This window comes from Paenisporosarcina antarctica (assembly GCF_004367585.1).
GTDB classification, from domain to species: Bacteria; Bacillota; Bacilli; order Bacillales_A; family Planococcaceae; genus Paenisporosarcina; species Paenisporosarcina antarctica.
In genome coordinates this window covers 928,278-948,290 of record NZ_CP038015.1, presented here as the reverse complement: position 1 = coordinate 948,290, position 20,013 = coordinate 928,278, and the positions used below count along the sequence as shown (strand labels likewise).

The 20,013-nt window shown below is 37.8% G+C and carries 18 protein-coding genes; 3 read left to right on the top strand and 15 right to left on the bottom strand.

Going from position 1 to position 20,013, the window contains the following annotated elements; all coding sequences use genetic code 11:
* Window positions 1–99: 99 nt before the first annotated feature.
* The 5 genes from E2636_RS04735 to hprK are packed head-to-tail and all read right to left on the bottom strand — an operon-like array spanning window position 100 to window position 3,485.
* Entirely contained in the window at window positions 100–627 is a 528-nt protein-coding gene (locus E2636_RS04735; protein ID WP_134209195.1) for an acyltransferase, read from the bottom strand.
* Window positions 624–761 (bottom strand): hypothetical protein, encoded by a 138-nt coding sequence (locus E2636_RS04730; protein ID WP_208324161.1) that lies wholly within the window; start codon window positions 759–761, stop codon window positions 624–626. The genes E2636_RS04735 and E2636_RS04730 overlap by 4 nt, the downstream gene beginning before the upstream one ends.
* On the bottom strand, window positions 751–1,695 hold the full coding sequence (locus tag E2636_RS04725) for a nucleoside recognition domain-containing protein (protein ID WP_134209194.1): 945 nt from the start codon (window positions 1,693–1,695) through the stop codon (window positions 751–753). Before E2636_RS04725 ends, E2636_RS04730 begins: the two co-directional genes overlap by 11 nt.
* Before the next feature lie 17 nt (window positions 1,696–1,712).
* Complete coding sequence (gene lgt, locus E2636_RS04720) at window positions 1,713–2,525, bottom strand: prolipoprotein diacylglyceryl transferase (protein WP_134209193.1); 813 nt, start codon at window positions 2,523–2,525, stop codon at window positions 1,713–1,715.
* 27 nt (window positions 2,526–2,552) lie between these two features.
* Window positions 2,553–3,485: an HPr(Ser) kinase/phosphatase gene (gene hprK / locus E2636_RS04715; RefSeq protein ID WP_134209192.1), complete on the bottom strand. Its 933-nt coding sequence runs from the start codon at window positions 3,483–3,485 to the stop codon at window positions 2,553–2,555.
* A 268-nt stretch (window positions 3,486–3,753) separates the two neighbouring features.
* Between hprK and E2636_RS04710 the strand changes: the two genes are divergently transcribed.
* A complete protein-coding gene (locus E2636_RS04710; RefSeq protein ID WP_134209191.1) occupies window positions 3,754–4,746 on the top strand; it encodes a Gfo/Idh/MocA family protein in 993 nt (330 codons plus the stop codon).
* Between the two features lie 145 nt (window positions 4,747–4,891).
* Here the strand turns inward: E2636_RS04710 and E2636_RS04705 are convergent, their stop codons facing one another.
* The 4 genes from E2636_RS04705 to E2636_RS04690 all read right to left on the bottom strand — a co-directional run bounded on the left by E2636_RS04705 (window position 4,892) and on the right by E2636_RS04690 (window position 11,726).
* Window positions 4,892–6,052: a DUF4097 family beta strand repeat-containing protein gene (locus E2636_RS04705; protein ID WP_134209190.1), complete on the bottom strand. Its 1,161-nt coding sequence runs from the start codon at window positions 6,050–6,052 to the stop codon at window positions 4,892–4,894.
* Between the two features lie 79 nt (window positions 6,053–6,131).
* On the bottom strand, window positions 6,132–9,032 hold the full coding sequence (gene uvrA / locus E2636_RS04700; RefSeq protein WP_134209189.1) for an excinuclease ABC subunit UvrA: 2,901 nt from the start codon (window positions 9,030–9,032) through the stop codon (window positions 6,132–6,134).
* A gap of 6 nt (window positions 9,033–9,038) precedes the next feature.
* A complete protein-coding gene (uvrB, locus tag E2636_RS04695) occupies window positions 9,039–11,021 on the bottom strand; it encodes an excinuclease ABC subunit UvrB (protein ID WP_134209188.1) in 1,983 nt (660 codons plus the stop codon).
* A gap of 465 nt (window positions 11,022–11,486) precedes the next feature.
* Entirely contained in the window at window positions 11,487–11,726 is a 240-nt protein-coding gene (locus E2636_RS04690; RefSeq protein ID WP_017379195.1) for an IDEAL domain-containing protein, read from the bottom strand.
* A gap of 186 nt (window positions 11,727–11,912) precedes the next feature.
* Between E2636_RS04690 and E2636_RS04685 the strand changes: the two genes are divergently transcribed.
* Window positions 11,913–12,455: a competence protein ComK gene (locus tag E2636_RS04685; protein WP_134209187.1), complete on the top strand. Its 543-nt coding sequence runs from the start codon at window positions 11,913–11,915 to the stop codon at window positions 12,453–12,455.
* 79 nt (window positions 12,456–12,534) lie between these two features.
* Here E2636_RS04685 and E2636_RS04680 read toward each other — a convergent pair whose 3' ends face one another.
* Together E2636_RS04680 and E2636_RS04670 are read right to left on the bottom strand one after the other, a co-directional pair.
* The gene (locus E2636_RS04680; protein ID WP_134209186.1) at window positions 12,535–12,900 is read right to left on the bottom strand and encodes a YhjD family protein; all 366 of its coding nucleotides are present in this window, start codon (window positions 12,898–12,900) and stop codon (window positions 12,535–12,537) included.
* Window positions 12,901–13,830: 930 nt separating this feature from the next.
* Entirely contained in the window at window positions 13,831–15,453 is a 1,623-nt protein-coding gene (locus tag E2636_RS04670) for an ABC1 kinase family protein (protein WP_134209184.1), read from the bottom strand.
* Window positions 15,454–15,568: 115 nt separating this feature from the next.
* Here E2636_RS04670 and E2636_RS04665 point away from each other — a divergent pair, with 115 nt between their 5' ends.
* On the top strand, window positions 15,569–16,345 hold the full coding sequence (locus E2636_RS04665) for an enoyl-CoA hydratase-related protein (protein WP_134209183.1): 777 nt from the start codon (window positions 15,569–15,571) through the stop codon (window positions 16,343–16,345).
* A 300-nt stretch (window positions 16,346–16,645) separates the two neighbouring features.
* Here E2636_RS04665 and E2636_RS04660 read toward each other — a convergent pair whose 3' ends face one another.
* The 4 genes from E2636_RS04660 to E2636_RS04645 are packed head-to-tail and all read right to left on the bottom strand — an operon-like array spanning window position 16,646 to window position 19,832.
* Complete coding sequence (locus E2636_RS04660) at window positions 16,646–17,779, bottom strand: bifunctional cystathionine gamma-lyase/homocysteine desulfhydrase (protein WP_134209182.1); 1,134 nt, start codon at window positions 17,777–17,779, stop codon at window positions 16,646–16,648.
* A complete protein-coding gene (locus tag E2636_RS04655) occupies window positions 17,776–18,714 on the bottom strand; it encodes a PLP-dependent cysteine synthase family protein (protein ID WP_134209181.1) in 939 nt (312 codons plus the stop codon). The genes E2636_RS04660 and E2636_RS04655 overlap by 4 nt, the downstream gene beginning before the upstream one ends.
* Window positions 18,714–19,184 (bottom strand): S-ribosylhomocysteine lyase, encoded by a 471-nt coding sequence (locus E2636_RS04650; RefSeq protein WP_134209180.1) that lies wholly within the window; start codon window positions 19,182–19,184, stop codon window positions 18,714–18,716. Before E2636_RS04650 ends, E2636_RS04655 begins: the two co-directional genes overlap by 1 nt.
* A 12-nt stretch (window positions 19,185–19,196) precedes the next feature.
* Entirely contained in the window at window positions 19,197–19,832 is a 636-nt protein-coding gene (locus E2636_RS04645; protein ID WP_134209179.1) for a class I SAM-dependent methyltransferase, read from the bottom strand.
* Window positions 19,833–20,013 lie beyond the last annotated feature (181 nt).

Genomic DNA, 20,013 nt, shown 5'->3' with positions numbered 1-20,013 from the left:
TAGTACACTAGCATGCTAGTAGAATGAAATAAAATTTATTTTAACCCAAATGACAAGGTGAGTCAATACAAAAGACCCCTTGAAGCAATGTAATTCTCTTCATGAGGTCTTTTCGGGTTGCATAAGACGACGAGTCGCCATTTCTTCTGCTGTATAAATAACTTTCATTGGATTTCCACCGACAAAACTACCTGCTGGGACATCTTTATGCACAAGGGTGGCAGCAGATACGATTGCATCATCTCCGATATTTACACCTGGGAGAATCGTAGAGTTTGCACCTATTAGAACACGGTCACCTATCCTGACTTCTCCAATTCGATATTCATTAATTAAGTATTCATGTGCTAAAAGAGTCGTATTGTAGCCAATAATCGAATTTTTTCCTATCGTAATTCTTTCTGGAAACATTACATCTGGCATGACCATTAATGCAAACGACGTCTCGTCTCCAATTTTCATATGTAAAAAATTCCGATAAAGAAAGTTTTTAAATGACAGTGAAGGGCTGTATCTCCCAAGTTGAATAACGATGAAATTTTTCATCACTTTCCAAAATGATACCGTTTTGTATATATGCCAAAGGGAATTTGCTCCTTCTACAACAAAACGTTCAGTCCTCCTCATGACAATTGACCCTCTACAATTTCAAGTAGGTGTTTACCCATTACATTTAAATAAGTTTGAATGCAAAGTTCCTTAGTATGTAGTAACGTTTCGTCACAATCGAAAAGAAGTGTGGTAATTGGTTTAATTGTCATGAAGTAGCACTTCCTTTCGTTTCGTTTGTTCAGCTCGTTTCCAAATCGTGGCTACTACTATAGTTAAAACAAATGCAGTCCCAAGTCTAAGTAAGAATAATGGCCAAATCGGAATCCCGAGCGGTATAAAAATGAGCGTATCTTCTATTACTGCGTGACAAGCGACTAAAAAGATAAAAACCAGAGTGGCGTCTTTCTTACTGACGCCGTCATCTTGTACTGCTTGGATCATCACTCCTGCACCAAATGCTAAGCCAATTACTAACCCAGAGACTAGCGTCATCGAAGCATTTTGCTCAATGCCAAGTAACTTCATAAACGGTGCCAGTTTTCGCGAAAACTTTAGTAAGTATTGTTTGTCTTTTAAGTATTGAATAACAATCATAAGTGGGATAACCACCAATGCTAGCTGCAATACACCGAAGCTTGCTTTTTGAAACCCTAGTAATATGATCTCCATCCAACCTTCAGGTATTTCAGCCACTTTTGGAGCCATCCCATATTGAGCAATGTCTGAACCACCCGACCAAACAAGATTAATCACAATCGCAGATATTGCGGCTAGTCCAAATCTCACGAGAAGAACAACCCACAATTTAACGCCAACTTTTAACGCAACTCCAGTTTCAATAAATATATTATGAGAGAACGATAGCATAACAGCCAAAATAAATACTTCTTTTACTGTCAATTCTAATGACAGAATTCCAGCAATTCCCGCATACAAGTTTAGAGCGTTCCCTAAAACTAATGGAATTGCTGCATCTCCTCGCAACCCAAAAATCCCCATAACGGGAGATACGAAGTCGATGACCCACGGCAACACAGGCGTATACTGCAAGATGACAATCAACAATGTAATGGGAAAAATAATCTTGCTAAGTGTCCAAGATGTTTTTAATCCAGCTAATAATCCATTTTTTATTGTAGACATACTTATAACTTCCTTACTTATGCGTCTTTATAGCGCACAGGCTTTTTAATAGTTACGCGACGGTAAACAACCAATATGATTGCCACAACTATTGCAACAATTGATATCACTTGTGCTGTGCGAAGTTCACCAATTAAATACAAACTATCGGTTCGCATACCTTCAATAAAGAATCGTCCGAAAGAATACCAAATAATATAAAATAAGAACATTTCTCCACGCATCAAGTTAACACGACGTAATAATATTAGTATTACTACACCTGCAAAGTTCCACAGTGATTCATATAAAAATGTAGGATGATAATATATACCATCAATACGCATTTGATTAATAATCCAATCCGGTAAAAACATATTTTCTAAAAAAGAACGTGACACTTCTCCTCCATGAGCTTCTTGGTTCATAAAGTTTCCCCAACGTCCAATTGTTTGCCCAATTAAAAGACTTGGTGCCACAATATCTGCAACTTTTAAAAATGATTTATTGCGTTTTCTTGTAAAAACATAGGCTGTAATAAATGAGGCAATCAACGCACCATGTATCGCCAATCCCCCCTCCCATACTTGAAGGATTTTACTAGGATTTTCAGCATAATACTCCCATTTAAATAACACATAATATAGACGCGCCCCTAAAATTGCTAGCGGTACTGCCCAGATTAATAAATCTGTTAGAAAATCCTGATGAAATGACCGTTTGACCATTTCACGTTGCGCAACAATAAACGCTAGCACAATGCCGAACGCAATAATGACTCCGTACCATCGTACTGCAATCGGTCCAATTGAAATTGCAATGGGATTAATTGCTTCAAGTAATAAATTCATGTTGTACCCCTTCCAGACTTCCTAAATTTAATATGTAGAATGTTCATTTTGACTAATAACATCGTTTAAACGATTGGAGAATTCCTCTGCTGCATTGAAACCCATTCGCTTCAAACGATGGTTCATGGCTGCTACTTCTATAATAACTGCTAAGTTTCGACCAGGTCGAACGGGAATAGTGAGTTTGGTCAAATCTGTTTCTATAATTTTCATTTTTTCATCTTCTAGTCCTAAACGATCATACGTCTTCTGTTCATCCCAATTCTCTAATTCAATTACAAGAGATATTCGTTTAAAGCTACGTATTGCACTTGCACCAAACAAAGTCATAACATCAATAATGCCCAGACCACGAATTTCAAGTAAATGTTCAATCAGTTTAGGAGCATTTCCAACAAGCGTATTTTCTGTTTCTTGTCTAATTTCAACACAATCGTCAGCAACTAATCGGTGCCCTCTTTTTACAAGCTCTAGAGCAGTCTCACTTTTACCAACACCACTTTTCCCTGTAATTAATACGCCAACACCATAAATATCGAGAAGCACTCCATGTACTGCCGTAGTAGGTGCTAGTTTACTTTCTAGAAAGTTTGTCAGTAAACTCGAAAAACGTGTGGTTGCCATTTTGGCTGTAAGGACTGGAACATGTTCTTCATTTGAAGCGATTTTCAATTCTTGCGGCACTTTCAAACCATGCGAAATGATAATCGCTGGTGTATCAGGTGAACATAGTTTCTGCATGCGTTCCACTCGTTCATGAGGCAATAACATATCGTAAAAAGAAAGTTCTGTTTTTCCAAGTAACTGTACACGGTTTGCTGGATAGTGTGTGAAATATCCGGCCATTTCTAAACCCGGGCGTGATATATCGCTGACAGCAATATGTTTGCCGACACCTTCTTGACCACTAACAAGGGTTAAATCAAATTTTTCCATTACATCTTTTGTAGTAACTTGCACTAAAAAACACCTACTTTCTTCGAAATTCAAATTACCTTTATGTCCTTTATTTTAGCATGCACTCTGAAAAATGAAATGAATTTCTCTTATTAATACAGCTTTTCAGTTATTTACTCTATGTCACTTATAGCTTTGTCATAGAGATTCCTATTTTCTTTTAGGAATTTACGTTTCAATGTTATTTGCTTAAAGTTATTTTATCTCTATAATAATACGATACATGAAGTCTATAATTTAAGGTATGAAACAAAGAAAAGGGGTCTGTTATATGGTTCGAATCGGGATAATTGGTACAAATTTCATTACTGAAAGATTACTTGAAGCTGCAGAGGGTGTCGAAGATTTTAAACTAACAGCAGTTTATTCTCGAACAATTGAGCAGGCTGAACAATTCTCAAACAAATACGGAATAAACCTACTATTTACAAACCTAGAAGAAATGGCAGTTAGTGAAGAAATTGATGCGGTATATATTGCATCTCCTAATTCATTTCATTCTGAACAAGCTATTTTATTTTTGCGAAATGGCAAACATGTTTTATGTGAAAAACCATTAGCAGCGAATGTATACGAAGTAACGACAATGATTCAAGCTGCAAAAGATCATCAGGTTCTATTAATGGAAGCCATGAAATCAACATTACTTCCTGGATTCAAGGTCATTCAAGATAACCTTTATAAAATTGGACCAATCCGTAGATACTTTGCCAGCTATTGTCAGTATTCATCTCGTTATGATAAATACAAAGAAGGCATTGTACTCAATGCTTTCAATCCAAAGTTTGCAAATGGGGCTTTAATGGATCTTGGCGTTTATTGTTTATATCCACTTATAACATTATTCGGTGAACCAATTGAAGTGAAGGCAACTGGCATTATACTTGATTCAGGTGTGGATGGTGAAGGTAGCGTAGTTTTAAGCTATGACGATAAAGATGCGGTTGTCATGTATTCCAAAATATCTAATTCTTCTTTACCGAGCGAAATTCAAGGCGAAGAAGGAACCATGATTATTGACAAAATAAACTCGCCTGAAAAAGTTGAAATCCACTACAATAACGGAACTTTTGAACAATTAACTATCAATCAATCACATCCCGTTATGTATTATGAAGTAAAAGAATTTATTGATTTAATAAACGCAGGGAAATTGGAATCCGATATAAACTCACATGATAACTCCTATACAACCATGTTAGTTGTTGATAAAGTACGAGCTGAATTAGGTATTGTATATCCGAATGATAAAATTGAACTTTAAAAAATGAATTGAACGACTAAAATAAAACTTTATAGAATTTCTCCTTCGCCTCTTAAGGTAAAAAGAAAAAGAAAAAACCCCGAATCTAGACATTTTTTCAATGTCTGAGATACGGGGCATTTTTATTTACTATATATACCCTTCTTTATTCAGAAGAGATGTAACGAACTAGAATTGATCCTGTTTTGGCTTCACCCTTAATGTAGAGAGGAGCTGTTGTTGAACCCTCAATATCTTTTGTAAAACGAATATTTTTTTGCAAGAAATGCTCTTGTTCATTTATCCGAGTTACATCAGATAATGCCACATCCATTTTACCAAAGTTCGAAGCTATTTCACCTTGTAAGCCGATAGTAGATGGTACATATATTTCTACTGTACCAGCTACCGCTCGTGCTTCAATTTTATGAGCCTCTATACTTTTCGTTGTGACGACGACGTGACCATTAACCGACTGTGCTTCAATCCCTTTTAAATAACCATCGATATAAATGCGTCCATTAATTGTTTCAGCATCAATTTTATTTCCTTTTGCCTCTTTTACTTGTATAGCACCATTCGCTGTTTGGACTTCAGCATCTTCTAGTTGAACATCTTTCAGTTCAATTTTGCCATTCGCGGTTTTGACTTTGAGACGATCCACTTCTATATGCTTACCAATAAAAGCCCCATTGAATAATCGAATAGAAATTGAATCGTACATTTGTTTTGGTACATATAAGACAACATTCACTGATGTTGTTTTCAAATCACTAATAATACGTAATTTTTGTTGATCAACGACAAATACAAATTTATCAAGGAATTCTTTCTTTGCAACTTCTTCAGAAGGCGATCGATATACTTTCACATGGCAATCTGCACGTACTTGACCATCTTGTGAAGGATAAATTTCAAACTTGCCATTGGCAAGATCTGCTGATATCTCCTTAATGTCTACATCTTCTTTCGTAAAGGTATGATGAAATTCATTTGGCTCACCAAAAGGCATTTCGAAATCAAATGATTTCATTTTCCCGACCGTGGTTTGCATGAATTGCATAAAGCGTTCACCAATCTGTGTAAAGTCGCGTTTAATGTCTTCCATAAAATCGTCTGCTTGAGAAGATGTGGTTTTCTTGTTGTGGTTTTCATCGTTTGTATGTGTTGAATGAGATTGTTTTTCAGACTGGTCTGGCGCAGCATACGTTGAATCGCTTGCTTTCGTCTTTCCATTTCCTAAAGCCTCTAGCAATATTAACGCTTCTTGAGCAGATATCGTCCCTTTTTCGACTGAATCTAAAATGCGTTTACGTTCTTCTTGCATATTTTTGGCCTCCTTCAAAGCCGCTTTACGCGGAACTTTGTTCTTCTCTTATACATACGGTTTAAAAGCAAAAAAGGTTTCATTTTATCAAAACTGCTTCTTTTTTTGTCTTTCTCTTTGTTGAGGCTTTTTTTATTTGTTCATCCATGCGTTTACGGTCGCGGTCGAGTATTTGCTTTAAATAGTGACCCGTATATGACTTCTTCACTTTGGCTATTTCTTCAGGAGTTCCTACAGCTAAAATCTCTCCCCCTTTATCGCCACCTTCAGGACCTAAGTCAATTACATAATCCGATGTTTTAATAACGTCTAAGTTATGCTCGATAACTAATACCGTGTCCCCGTTTTCCACTAATCTCTGTAACACTTCAAGTAAACGTGCAATATCATGTGCATGTAATCCGGTTGTCGGCTCATCTAATATATAGAAGGACTTTCCATTCGAGCGTTTGTGTAATTCAGAAGCCAATTTTACACGTTGTGCTTCACCACCTGATAACGTCGTTGCCGGTTGACCCAGTTGCATATATCCTAATCCAACATCGACGATTGTTTGAAGTTTACGGCTAATCTTTGGAATGTTTACAAAGAATTTAAGTGCATCTTCAACAGTCATTTTTAATACGTCCGCAATATTTTCTCCTTTATACTTCACTTCTAGTGTTTCACGGTTGTAACGCTTTCCATTACAAATTTCACACGGAACATATACGTCAGGTAAGAAATGCATTTCAATTTTAATAATGCCGTCTCCTCGGCATGCTTCACAGCGCCCACCTTTAACGTTGAAACTAAACCGGCCTTTTTTGTAGCCTCGTACTTTCGCTTCGTTCGTTGATGCATAAACATCACGAATATCATCGAAAACGCCTGTATATGTGGCTGGATTTGATCTTGGTGTTCTCCCAATCGGTGATTGGTCAACATCAATAACCTTTTCAAGCTGTTCGATACCAGTCACTTCTTTATGTTGTCCTGGTTTTGTTTTAGCACCATTTAACTTTTGTGCGAGTGATTTATGCAAAATTTCATTGATTAACGTACTTTTCCCTGAACCTGATACACCCGTAACAGCAGTAAAGATACCAAGCGGGATATCCACCGCAACATTTTTTAAGTTATTTTCCGTCGCCCCTTTAATCGAAATTATTCGACCATCTGGTTTTCGACGTTCTGCTGGAAGCGCAATAAATTTCTTGCCACTTAAATATTGACCTGTAATGGACTTAGTGTTCTTCATTACTTGTGTTGGTGTTCCAGCTGCCACGATTTCACCACCATGAACTCCTGCTCCAGGACCTACATCTATTAAATAATCCGCAGCCATCATCGTATCTTCATCGTGTTCAACAACAATTAAAGTGTTACCAATATCTCGCATATTTTTAAGTGTGGAAATCAGTCGATTATTATCACGCTGATGCAATCCAATTGAAGGTTCATCTAATATATAAAGTACTCCCGTTAATCGTGAACCGATTTGAGTTGCCAAGCGAATGCGCTGAGCCTCACCGCCTGATAACGTACCCGCACCCCTACTTAACGTTAAGTAATCTAAACCAACATTAAGAAGGAAACCAAGTCGTTCGTGGAGTTCACGTAAAATGAGTCGCGCAATTTGCATGTCTTTTTCAGATAATTCGAGTGATTTGAAAAATGTATCGGCCTCTTGAATAGAAAATGCCGTTACTTGTCCGATATGAAGTGATGCAACTTTTACAGCTAATGTTTCCGGCTTTAAGCGATATCCCTTACATGTTGGACATGCTTGTTTGGCCATATACTTTTCCATTTGATCTCGAATATAATCCGAAGACGTTTCTTTATAACGACGTTCGATATTTGTTAAAACACCTTCAAAATATATTTCATTATCTCGAACTTGTCCGAAATCATTTTCGTATCGGAATCGAATTTTATCTGTACCGGATCCATGAATAATTTTATCTATTTGATCTTTTGGCAACTTGTCAACAGGCTTATTCATATTTATTTTATAATGCTTGCATACGGCAGCTAATAGTTGTGGATAGTATTGCGAACTTGTTGGTTCCCACGGGGCAATAGCACCGTCGTTTAACGATTTTGACCAATCAGGTATGACAAGTTCTTGGTCAACCTCTAGCTTCGTACCAAGACCATCACATTCAGGACACGCACCGAAAGGACTGTTAAATGAAAACATACGTGGTTCTAGTTCACCTATTGAAAATCCACAAATAGGACAAGCATGATGTTCACTAAACAACAATATCTCGTGTTCCATGACATCAATTAATACACGTCCATCTGCAAGTCTCAGTGCAGATTCCAAAGAATCAGCAAGTCTTGCGGCGATATCTTCTTTTATTACAACCCGGTCAATAACAATTTCAATATCGTGCTTTTTATTTTTATCTAAATTAATATCGTCATCTAAATCCATTAAATCACCGTTTACTCGAACACGTACATAGCCTTGCTTTTTCACATCTTCTAGCATTTTAGCGTGGGTCCCTTTTCGACCAGAGACAATTGGTGCTAAAATTTGCATACGTGTACGTTCAGGGAATTCCATTAAACGATCAACCATTTGCTCGATAGTTTGGGAAGAAATTTCCACTCCATGATTGGGACATATTGGCTTTCCTACACGAGCAAATAATAAACGTAAATAATCGTAAATCTCGGTTACAGTACCTACTGTAGAGCGTGGGTTTCTACTTGTCGTTTTTTGATCGATAGAAATTGCAGGCGACAAACCTTCAATTACATCCACATCGGGCTTGTCCATTTGCCCTAAAAACTGACGTGCGTAGGCTGATAACGATTCGACATAACGTCTTTGCCCCTCTGCATAAATGGTATCGAAAGCGAGTGATGATTTACCAGAACCAGACAACCCTGTCATAACGACAAGCTTATCTCGTGGAATGGTTATATCTATATTTTTTAAATTATGTGCACGTGCACCTTGTATACGAATTTCTTGTTTTTTCAATTCGCTTCACCCTTCCGCTTTCAGTTCCAAAATCGTGTCGCGAAGTTCGGCAGCGCGTTCAAAATCGAGCGCCTTCGCTGCGTCCTTCATTTCTTTTTCTAGCGTTAACAACAGCGACTTTTTCTCATCTTTCGTTAACTTCTTACCTTTTGTCACTTTTTCCATATAACTAGATGTTTCTTCTGCATTATGAGATGCACGAATAGTATCGCGAATTTTCTTTTGAATGGTTTTAGGTGTAATTCCATGTTTCTCGTTATACTCGATTTGAATGTTACGACGTCGATCTGTTTCTCCAATCGCTTTCGTCATCGAATCCGTCATGCGGTCAGCATACATGATGACATGTCCATTTGCATTTCGAGCAGCACGTCCCATTGTTTGAATGAGTGAGCGTTCAGAACGTAAAAACCCTTCTTTATCTGCATCTAATATGGTTACGAGCGACACTTCTGGTATGTCTAACCCTTCTCTCAGCAGATTGATTCCAATCAATACATCATAAACTCCCATTCGAAGTTCTCGAATAATTTCAATCCGTTCAAGTGTTTTTATTTCTGAGTGTAAGTAGTTTACTTTGATTCCAATTTCTTTTAAGTAATCGGTCAAATCTTCAGACATTTTTTTCGTTAATGTGGTAACAAGCACACGTTCATTACGTTCTGAACGTTGACGAATTTCATCAATTAAATCATCAATTTGTCCCTCACTAGGGCGAATATCGATTGTAGGGTCTAACAGTCCTGTTGGTCTAATAATTTGCTCAACCATCTCTGGTGTGTGTTCCAATTCATAGGCCCCTGGTGTGGCTGAAACGAAAATTGCTTGACTCATATGCCCCTCAAATTCTTGGAATGTTAACGGTCGATTATCCATTGCAGACGGTAAACGGAAGCCATGTTCTACTAACATTTTCTTACGTGCTTGGTCACCGTTGAACATCCCTCTCACTTGCGGTAATGTCACGTGGCTTTCATCGATCACCATTAAGAAGTCATCTGGGAAGTAATCAAGCAATGTATAGGGTGTGGCCCCTGGCTCTCTGAGTGTTAAATGTCGTGAATAGTTTTCAATCCCTGAACAAAAGCCCATCTCTCTCATCATCTCTAAGTCGTACCGAGTACGTTGCTCCAACCGCTGTGCTTCTAATAACTTATCCTCACTGCGAAGAACCTTTAGTTGTTGTTCTAATTCAATTTCAATGTTTTCAATTGCTTTTAACAATTTTTCTTCACGAGTAACAAAGTGGGAATTAGGGAAAATCGCAACATGTTCACGTTCACCGATGATTTCACCAGTTAAAGCATCCACTTCCCGAATTCGATCAATTTCGTCCCCGAAAAATTCAATTCGTATACAGCGCTCATCTCGAGAAGCTGGGAAAATTTCAACAACATCTCCACGTACACGGAACTTTCCACGCATAAAGTTTATATCATTTCGTTCATATTGGATGTCCACTAGTCGACGAAGCAATTGATTGCGTTCGATTTCCATACCCATTCGTAGTGATAAGACCATCTCGCGGTATTCTTCAGGATTACCCAACCCGTATATACATGAAACAGATGCGACTATTAAGACATCCTCACGTTCGAATAAAGCCGACGTCGCAGAATGACGTAGCTTATCAATTTCTTCATTAATGCTGGAGTCTTTTTCAATATACGTATCAGTTTGAGGCATATAAGCTTCCGGTTGATAGTAATCGTAGAAACTAACGAAATACTCCACCGCATTATTAGGAAAGAACTCTTTAAACTCACTATACAGTTGTCCAGCAAGTGTTTTATTATGGGCCATGACCAGTGTAGGTTTTTTTATTTCTGTTACTACATTAGAAACGGTAAATGTCTTGCCAGTACCCGTCGCACCGAGCAAAGTTTGATATTTTCTACCTTCTTCTATTCCCTTTAATAATTCACGAATCGCCTGTGGTTGGTCTCCATCTGGTTTATAAGGAGCCTGCAAATCAAAAGATTGTTCCATGGTTTCCTCTCCTTATTAAAAGCGTAAATGTCTATTTTATCTGTGTTAAATTATTTTTATTTATTGTTTATATTTTATCATATTCCCCAATTGAATACGAACAAAAAGCGAACGTATGTTTTTTTGAAAGAAAAGTGGAGAGCGCCAGTGTTGAGCTCGACACTGGCTAGAAGAAACGACTCGGAAACCTGTTTGCGAATGAGTATAGGAAGGAAACCAAAATGCAGGGCTAAGAAATCTTGTTGCGACTCCTTCATCAGCCACACCCTATTTGCCCAAGATTAGGTGCGGGCTGGCGGTCGGAACTAGACTAAAGAAACTAAAAGTTGGGCTTGATCGACACCTGTGATGGAACCTACAACATGAAAAGCGAAAGCCCCTTATTAGTTCAACTTCAGAACTAGACATAAAGAAAATCCGCTCTTCGAAAAGAGCGGATGAATCACATGTCTATAGAAATACTTATTACACACTATCTTGATGCAATTGACGTAGTTCGCTTGCATACGTTACAAATGACCCCTCATCTTTTTGATCGAGCGCACCATCAATCAAGGTAAGCAAGCGTTCTTTTCGTTGCTCTCGATGTACATGATTTAAAAACAAATCCATGTAGATATCGTTCAACAGTTTTTCCGCTTCACTAACGGTTTGATTTCGCCCCATCGCTTTTAGAAAATCAGCATATGAATAGTACTTATCCATTGCAATCACCTCGGATGCCTTTTATCTATTATAATTAATAATACTATAAATTTGCAAATGTTTTTTCTGAAAATTCCCTATAATTTATTTTCTTCTAAATATTTTTAATTATTAATAAAATAATATTGCATAATCCCAATATTTCTCTACAATAGAATTTGTAGTCTAAAATAGGGGATGTGACTTATGGATAAAAACTGTTCAGCAGCATCGAATTACCTTGTTTCATTCAATACAATTGCACTTGTACCAATTCGAATTGAGAATAAACTTTACACCCGAGTACTAGAAAATCATACTGAATTTCTAGTAAAAATGAAGCCAAGTTCCATTATTAAAAAATCGCTTATTTTTTATGGTAATACGTTTAAACAAGCTACATTTTTTTCTCGCGAAGCGATTGGGCGTGTACACAAAACACCTCTTTTGATTTCGCGTGATTATGGAGTTCCTTTAGTAATGTTTCCGACTCTTTCTGCAGAATCTGAAGGGAATATTTGGATTTCTTTTTCTGCTGTCAAATGGTTTTCTCTTGACTCTCACAAACAATGTTTAGTGCATTTCACCAACTCAATTGTTCTCCCGGTAAATGTATCTCGTTCAACGATGTACAGACAATATTCGCTTTCCCATTTCCTTGCAGATGAATTCCAAAATAGGAGCAATAAAATTGACCATCCTTTTTCTCAGTCAATACTTATGTCACCTAATAAAAAAACTAAAAGATAGTACATATATTTTTTAAGCCCTTTGTTTTTTGAGAGGGCTTTTTTTACTTTCGCTTCCCCTTTCTTTCCCTATATCTATATCAATTCACTTGTTTTGCAATCGACAAATACACACCAAGTAGCTCCTCTACCCTATTACGCAAGCGCACATTTAAATATCGACGATGTTCTTCATACCCACTATGATAAAAAACATATTCCGTAAAAGTGTCATCGCGATTGCCACGAATGACTTTCATATTATGTTGACGCAAATACAATTTAGTATCTTTCACATCACGTTGTGCTACTTTTACGGCATGATTAATCATCGCAACATAAGGTTTCTTCAATTTGAAGGAACCTTTTTCCACAGATTCTCGGTCGTGCTCTAAAATGGTTAACACCATGGGCAAATAAATCATTTTCTCGAAATAAGGTAAACTTTTGGATGGAATGAGTGGCATCTTCCTGCCTCCTTAAAGAACATTTGTTCGTATTTTATATTTTACGCTCATTTTAAGAAATTACAAGTGGGAATTTAGGGGATTTTTCATTAAAAGCCTTGCTATATCTCACTTCAGGTTAACTTGAATATGAGATAGATAGAATTGTCCAACCTAAAAAGACACAAAAAAACCGGGCAAAGTACGCCCGGTCCTTTAAGAAGGGTAACCATAGAAACCCGTTTATTTCCGCTACAGTGGACGCTTTTCACGTGCTTGGCTTCAGTCTCCTCTTCACTGCAAAGACACTGGCTTTTGGGCAGCATCTTTCCTGCGGGGCCTTCAGCTCAAGCTTTTCCCGCAGAAGTCGCCACCTGCGATTCAATCAACTAGTTTGAATTTATCCATCATTGCAACAAATTCTATTTTTAGTCACAATTATTTGAAATATTGAGCGATACACAGCTAGAAGGAATACTTCTTCTACCCTATTTCTAAAAAGAGAAATACTTGCTCAAAATACCAGAATTTCAGTGTTCATCATGCAAACCACTGTTCTGCAATCCCTTCTTTTTAAGTTGTATTTTCTTTTATGATCCATTCGAAAACATTTACTTGATTGAAGCGGAAGGCGAAAAAAGCATGTGCTCCTGCGGTTACTCGTCGCAATGACAGTTCGTCCAATATCTTTCCTACGGGATTAGCGGGACAGGTGAGACCCCGCAGTGGAGCGCTAAGTGGAACAAAGGCTAAGAACGTCACATCATGTGACAACGCCTTTGTGACCAACATCGTGTTGGCCTGAGGAGGCTCTCCGCCTGGAGCGCAAATCAGCGGTATCATACTAGAACCTACTCCTTAAAATACCGGGAATACTGGATTCATGGCTCACTAAATTTATATGCTTTCTTATTTTGTAAAAAAACCACCTCACAAGGAGATGGCTTTAAATTATTTAGGTGATTTCCCTTTAAAAACAAAGGCTGCTATCAAAAAGAAAAATCCAGATGTAGCAATTAGCGGAATATGTTCATTCCAAACTCCAAACAATGTTGAGGCTAACGATAACACTGCAACGGTTCCTGCAAACATGCGTGTTTGTAGTCGTGCGCGCTCTACTTGCTCTCGTGTATCTCGTACTTGGATATATTCGCGCATTCGTGTCGGTTCTTCTAAAAAAGTTAGAATCTTTTGTGGGAGGGAACGTAATGGACCAACCGCATTTAAAGCAAGACGCAGCAAATCTTCTTTTGAAAATGATTTTTCTCCACCTTTTTGTGTCGTTGCCCATTCCAAAACGCGTGGTCGGGCAATAGCCAGTAGATCAACCTTTGGATCAAGAACGTGGAGAACACCAATAAGCGTTGAAACAGCTCGTCCAAAAAAGGCAAATTCTGCAGGAAGTTGCACAGGTTGTGTACGAACAATTCCTTTTATATCATCTAGTAATCGATCCACAACAAAGCTATCCATTTGTGTTAATTCTTCCGATTCATAAGCTGCAACTACTCGTGAAATTGCGTCAGCGAGTATTCGACGATCCGCTTGAGGCAACAAGAACCGTAATTCTTCTAAACCATCTAATACTTGCTCGTATTGTTTAAAAATGATCCCTTCGACGACTTTCAATACAGAACGTGCTTCATCTGTAGTAATGGATCCTACCATCCCAAAATCAATTAATACAATCGTACCATCTGGCTTAATTAGTATATTTCCGCCGTGAGGATCAGCATGAAATTGTCCGCCGTTTAATACTTGTTCTAAAAATAACTGGAATAATCGCTCCGATAAATCGCGACGATCTATTCCATTCGCGTCAATAAATGCAAGATCAGTGATACGTGCTCCTTCAATCCATTCCATTACAAGGACACGACGTGTAGAAAATTCATCATAATAAACAGGAAAACGAACACCAGGCATCGCTTTAAAACGATCGGAAAAACTACGACCATTACGCAATTCCTGCAAAAAATTAAGCTCTGCACCAATCGTATCAACCATTTCGTTATACAATAAGTTAAAATCAATTTGTTTACCAAATGCCGTAAAGCGTTTGGCTAACCAAATGACAATTTTCATTGCACGGAAATCAGAGCGTAAAATACGATCAATATCTGGGCGTTGAATTTTAACAGCTACAGGTGTGCCATCTTTTAACATACCTTTGTAGACTTCGCCAATAGATGCAGATGCGACCGGTTTATCAGATAAATTTGTGACATAATCGGTATGTGACGTATTCCACTCTTCTTCTAGAAGAGCAATGGCTTTCATTCTAGGAACAGCAGGCACACGATCTGTTAATCCTTCTAGTTCTTCTATAAATGAAGGCGGCATAATGTCAGCACGTGTGGATAAAAACTGCCCCATTTTAATCATTAGCCCGCCTAGTTTAAGCGCAGTACGTTTGTATTCTTTCGCTTGTTTTGTCACAAGACGTTCCCATTTTTCGTTTACTACAGGTGTAAAACGTCCTTTATATCGACGCTGAAAAAGCGTTACTTGTGTGAAAAATTTTACGGACATCCAGACAATGCGATAAATCCGATAGATTGCTAAACGATCCATTTCGAGAGCCTCCCTTGAATTCATTATAGAGAGAGATGGTAACAACGTCCAAATAGTGATATGTTTTGTAAGAGAAAAAATTTCTATATTGTGAACAACATAAGGAGGAATTATTATGGAAGCCATTCGCTACGAACAAAACGGAAATTTAGCCATCGTCACATTAAACCGACCTGATTCTATGAACGCCTTTAACTATGAAATGCTGCGTGATCTTGGTCATATAGCAGAGTCCATTCGTATTAATCCAGACATTCGCGTTGTTATTTTCACAGGTTCTGGAGAAAAAGCATTTAGCGTTGGGGCAGACTTAAAAGAGCGGAAAACATTAACTGAGCAACAAGTAAAACGTAATATCTATAAAATAGGGGAAGTGTTTTCAACAATTGAAAACTTACCTCAACCTACGATAGCTATGATGAACGGTTACGCATTTGGTGGAGGAATGGAACTAGCGCTTGCGTGTGATTTCCGCATCGCAGCTGACCATGTTGTACTCGGTTTAACCGAAACGAGCTTAGGAATTATTCCAGGAGCAGGTGGTACTCAGCGTTTACCTCGCTTAATTGGAGAAGCAAAAGCATTAGAATTAATCTTAACTGCTCGTCGATTAAAAGCGGAAGAAGCTTTGTCTTATGGTATTTTGACAAAAGTGGTTTCAGAGAATAGTTTACTAGACGAAACAGGAAAATTTGCTGATATGATGCTTGCGAACGGACCGATTGCCTTGCAACAAGCGAAATTTGCTATTAAACATGGCATGAACGCTGACTTGCATACTGGTTTAAATATTGAACGTAAAGCTTATGAAATAACCATTCCAACAGAAGACCGCGTTGAAGCATTAATTGCTTTTGGTGAAAAACGCAAACCTATGTTTAAAGGAAAATAACAAAAAGCCGCAAAGTGACGCCTGTTACTTATATAAATGTCTGTAAATAAATCCTTATAGCCGAATGAAGTAATACTTAACAGCCCAAGAATAAAATTGTAGTACTTACCTTTTAAATCACTAAGTATCCTTAGATATAATGTTTGGATTTTAACTTTCCCTAATAAATAAGACTGCGGAAAAGTCCAAAAATATTAAGGAAATATATTCATAAAGACAAAAAAGAAGCTAATTACCTATATTTAGTAGGTGATTAGCTTCTTTATCTTTTAAATAGATTTTTTTGTATTTTCACCAACTTTAAGCTAGTGCTTGCTCTAAATCTTCAAGTAAATCTTCTATATCCTCGATACCGACAGAGATACGAACTAACCCGTCAACAATCCCTAATTCTTGACGACGCTCTGCAGGAATTGAAGCGTGCGTCATTTGAGCTGGAACAGAAATTAAACTTTCAACTGCCCCTAGACTTTCAGCTAATGTGAAATAACGTAATTTTTTCAATAATTGCGTTGTTTTTTCAGTGCTTCCCACGTCAAACGAAATCATCCCACCAAAACCGGTCGTTTGTTTCTTCATAACGTCATGGCCCGTATGAGTTTCTAAACCAGGATAATACACTTTTCCTACTGCATCATGTGCTACTAAGAACTCGGCAATACGAATCGCATTTGAATTGGTTTCTTCCATACGAATACCTAGTGTTTTCAATCCACGAATAAGTAACCATGAATCTTGTGGCCCTAAAATCGCACCCACTGAGTTTTGGACGGTATGCAAGTCTATCGCTAACTCTTCTGTCGCAACAACAACTAAACCAGCCACAACATCACTGTGACCACCAATATACTTCGTTGCACTATGCAAAACAATGTCTGCACCAAGTGAGATCGGTTGTTGCAAGTAAGGCGTCATGAATGTACTATCAACAATTGTTAATAATCCTTTTGATTTCGCGAGTTTTGAAATTTCTGCGATGTCCGTTACTTTCAATAAAGGATTGGTCGGTGTTTCTAAAAAGACTGCTTTCGTGTTTTCTTGAATTGCCGCTTCTACTTCAGCAGCATTTGAAGAATCGACAAATGTTGATTCAATACCGAAACGATTTAATACTTTTGTCATGACACGGTATGTACCACCGTATACGTCGTCTGTCATGACAATATGATCGCCCGCATTAAATAACATCATCACAGAACTGATAGCTGCCATTCCTGATCCAAAAGCAAAGCCTGCATGGCCGCCCTCTAAATCACTAATTAATACTTCAAGTGCATGACGAGTTGGATTACCTGTACGTGAATATTCGTATCCACGGAAATCGCCAACAGCATCTTGTTTATACGTGCTTACTTGGTAAATCGGAGTAGAGACGGCTCCTGTTGTTTCATCTCCAACGATTCCGGCGTGAATTAATTTCGTTTTAAGTCTCATTTTAAATCGTCCTCCTTTAATAACTCATAGACATTTTGACTTAAGTAACGTTCACTTGAGTCAGCAAAAATAGTTACAATATGACTGCCCGGTTTGGCAACTTTCGCTTCTTCTAGAGCAGCATAAAACGCGGCTCCTGAAGAACTGCCAACAAGAAGACCTTCTTCTTTAGCCAACACTCGTAGTTTTGCAAAAGCATTCTTATCAGTAACGGTATGAATGGCGTTAAAATACTCTTTGTCCATATAGGCTGGCAAAAATTCCATGCCTATGCCTTCCGTATAATGTGAACCTGGGTCTCCTCCATTTATAATGGATCCTTCGGGTTCAACAATTACCGTCTTAATATTAGAATCCTGGCTTTTCAAATACGTTGAAGTGCCCATAAATGTTCCACCAGAACCTGCTCCTGCGACAAAGACGTCAATTTGACCGTCTAAATCACGCCAAAGTTCAGGTCCCAATGTGTGAACGTAAGTTTCCGGGTTTGCTGGGTTGGAAAATTGTGACGGTGAAAAAGCACACGGGGTTTCTTTTACGAGCTCCTCAGCTTTTTTAATGGCACCTTTCATTCCAAGTTCAGTCGGTGTATTTACTATTTCAGCACCAAGTGCACGCATTAATGTTTGTTTTTCCATACTGAATTTTTGTGGAACAACAAATTTAACTATGTAGCCTTTACCGATTGCGGCTAAAGCTACACCGATTCCTGTGTTACCTGCTGTAGGCTCTATAATTGTTCCACCTGGTTGCAGTTTACCCGATTCCTCAGCATCTTTTAATAAAGACACTCCTAAACGATCTTTTACACTACCACCTGGGTTCATAAACTCAAGCTTAGCAAAAATACGACAGTTATTTGGAATGTCGATATTTTTAATTTCTACGACTGGAGTATTCCCAATCAGTTCATGAACGCTACCGTATACATTCATTATGCTTCCTCCGCAAATACCGTACGCCACTCATCTTTCTTCGCTAACATATCGCGTGCGATGTCTTTTGCTCCTTCTAAACTGTGGTTAGCAGCCCATCCACATTGCAACACATTACAAGCTGGAACTTCAGTTGCTTGCAAAACATCTTCCAATGTTTTTTCTAAAATGATTAAGATTTCTTCGTAGTTGTCGTGATTGATAACGGCCAAATAAAATCCAGTTTGGCATCCCATTGGACTCATATCTACCACTTTATCTGTATGGTTACGGATGTTTTCAGCCATTAAATGCTCAATAGAATGTAACCCAGCCATTTCCATATGTTCTTTATTTGGTTGTTTAAAACGAATATCATATTTTAAAATTTCATCGCCATTTATGCCTAGTTTTTGTCCTGCTAATCGTACATATGGAGCTATTACTTTCGTATGGTCCAAGTTAAAACTTTCAACATTCATCTGTTTCATCGGTTCCACTCCTTATTTTTTAATTGCATCCATTAGCCACACAAAGTCATTCATCTGTTCAAATTGAACAGTAAATCCTGCTTTTTCAAATGTTTCTGTAAGAATAGGAATCGTAGTGTAGTATTCACGTTCCAAGTCGTCTGCTACATTGTTAAAACCACGTGCACGTTCTTTTGAAATCTGAGCTTGTTTTGCTTCTTCAGACGTAAATACTGTGTCTGCAAATACAATTTTACCACCAATAGGTAGTAAACTAGCATATAAGGATAAAGCTTTTTCTTTATCAGGATCTTTTAAATGGTGAAATACATACGTACTAACAAACGTATCGACTTTTTGAGGTGCCTCAAAAACTAATAAATCACCATCTACTATCGTCAATTCAGGAAACCGTTTCGCTGTTACAGTGCGCATCGCAGCATTTGGTTCGATGCCAATAACCGAATAACCGGCTGCTATTAACTTCGCCGTTAAATTGCCAGTACCTGTACCAAATTCAACAACCGTACCAAAAGATTTTTTTGCAACTGCCAAAAGAATTTCATCATATTTTGTAAATACATCACGATATTCAGGATCTTTGCCAGAAACTGACTCATCATAAGAATGTACCCACTCATCAAATATTTCTACGAATTCACGCCCCATAGTAAATTCTCCTTTTTATATATATTATTCCAACCTGTTTACTTGGTATTAGGTTAATAGACTTATTTATAACATAGTTTATTCTTTTTTTCTACCCTCAAATCGTAAACGACCCCTTTCTATTTACGAAAGGGGTCGTTATTAAAAAATGATTAGAAATTCTAAAACTTATTAATAAATA

Bases quoted from the DNA above. Each gene is read 5' to 3' on its own strand.
- E2636_RS04725 (WP_134209194.1), bottom strand. From the start codon at position 1,695: ATGTCTACAATAAAAAATGGATTATTAGCTGGATTAAAAACATCTTGG.
- E2636_RS04705 (WP_134209190.1), bottom strand. From the start codon at position 6,052: ATGCAAGAAGAACGTAAACGCATTTTAGATTCAGTCGAAAAAGGGACG.
- E2636_RS04710 (WP_134209191.1), top strand. From the start codon at position 3,754: ATGGTTCGAATCGGGATAATTGGTACAAATTTCATTACTGAAAGATTA.
- uvrB (WP_134209188.1), bottom strand. From the start codon at position 11,021: ATGGAACAATCTTTTGATTTGCAGGCTCCTTATAAACCAGATGGAGAC.
- lgt (WP_134209193.1), bottom strand. From the start codon at position 2,525: ATGAATTTATTACTTGAAGCAATTAATCCCATTGCAATTTCAATTGGA.
- E2636_RS04650 (WP_134209180.1), bottom strand. From the start codon at position 19,184: ATGAAACAGATGAATGTTGAAAGTTTTAACTTGGACCATACGAAAGTA.
- E2636_RS04670 (WP_134209184.1), bottom strand. From the start codon at position 15,453: ATGGATCGTTTAGCAATCTATCGGATTTATCGCATTGTCTGGATGTCC.
- E2636_RS04680 (WP_134209186.1), bottom strand. From the start codon at position 12,900: ATGCCACTCATTCCATCCAAAAGTTTACCTTATTTCGAGAAAATGATT.
- E2636_RS04735 (WP_134209195.1), bottom strand. From the start codon at position 627: ATGAGGAGGACTGAACGTTTTGTTGTAGAAGGAGCAAATTCCCTTTGG.
- E2636_RS04690 (WP_017379195.1), bottom strand. From the start codon at position 11,726: ATGGATAAGTACTATTCATATGCTGATTTTCTAAAAGCGATGGGGCGA.
- E2636_RS04730 (WP_208324161.1), bottom strand. From the start codon at position 761: ATGACAATTAAACCAATTACCACACTTCTTTTCGATTGTGACGAAACG.
- E2636_RS04655 (WP_134209181.1), bottom strand. From the start codon at position 18,714: ATGAATGTATACGGTAGCGTTCATGAACTGATTGGGAATACTCCAGTC.
- E2636_RS04685 (WP_134209187.1), top strand. From the start codon at position 11,913: ATGGATAAAAACTGTTCAGCAGCATCGAATTACCTTGTTTCATTCAAT.
- E2636_RS04645 (WP_134209179.1), bottom strand. From the start codon at position 19,832: ATGGGGCGTGAATTCGTAGAAATATTTGATGAGTGGGTACATTCTTAT.
- E2636_RS04660 (WP_134209182.1), bottom strand. From the start codon at position 17,779: ATGAGACTTAAAACGAAATTAATTCACGCCGGAATCGTTGGAGATGAA.
- E2636_RS04665 (WP_134209183.1), top strand. From the start codon at position 15,569: ATGGAAGCCATTCGCTACGAACAAAACGGAAATTTAGCCATCGTCACA.